This is a genomic window from Alcanivorax sp. HI0083 (assembly GCF_001635175.1).
Genome location: NZ_LWFX01001783.1, coordinates 1 through 736 on the forward strand (window position 1 = coordinate 1; position 736 = coordinate 736).

At 61.4% G+C, this 736-nt stretch carries 1 protein-coding gene and 1 pseudogene; both read left to right on the forward strand.

All coding sequences use genetic code 11. The features are described from left to right. On the forward strand, window positions 1–473 hold a 473-nt coding region (locus tag A3754_RS25750; protein ID WP_156497244.1), incomplete at its 5' end, for a ParA family protein. Between the two features lie 13 nt (window positions 474–486). Beyond that, window positions 487–736 (forward strand): annotated as a pseudogene (locus A3754_RS25755) (chromosome partitioning protein ParB); the annotation flags it as partial.

The window sequence follows — 736 nt, forward strand, 5'->3', positions numbered from 1 at the left end:
TGCGCAATGCGCTGGCGCGTATCCGTGACCAGTACGATTACATCCTCATCGACTGCCCGCCATCCCTGAACATGCTCACCGTCAACGCGTTGACGGCGGCGGACTCTGTGATTGTGCCGATCCAGTGTGAGTACTACGCACTGGAAGGTCTCACCGCGCTGATGAACACCATCGAGAAGATCCGCACGGTATTGAACCCGAAGCTGCACATCGGCGGCCTGCTGCGCACCATGTATGACCCCCGCAACAGCCTGTCCAACGATGTCTCCAACCAGCTGATCAGCCACTTCGGCGACAAGGTCTACCGCACCATCATCCCGCGCAACGTGCGGCTGGCGGAAGCGCCCAGCCACGGTGCGCCGGTGATCACCTACGATCCGAAATCCCGCGGTGCGGTCAGCTATCTGGCATTGGCCGGTGAGATCCTGCGTCGTGAGCAGGCGCTCAAGGCCCAGCCTGCAGCAGCTTCATAAGGAACGAAACACCATGGCGGCAAAACGTAAACGCGGTCTCAGCAAGGGCCTGGATGCCCTGCTTAGCAGCAACGAGTCCTATCAGCGGCACCAGGAAGAAGTGAGCCTGCAGAACGAGGGTGAAGCGACGGGTGAGCCCGATCAGCGTCCCCGCGATGGCGAATTGCGCCACCTGCCGGTGGAGTGCATGGAGCGAGGCCGTTACCAGCCGCGCCGTGACATGTCGCCAGATGCCCTGGAAGAACTGGCCGAATCCATTCGTG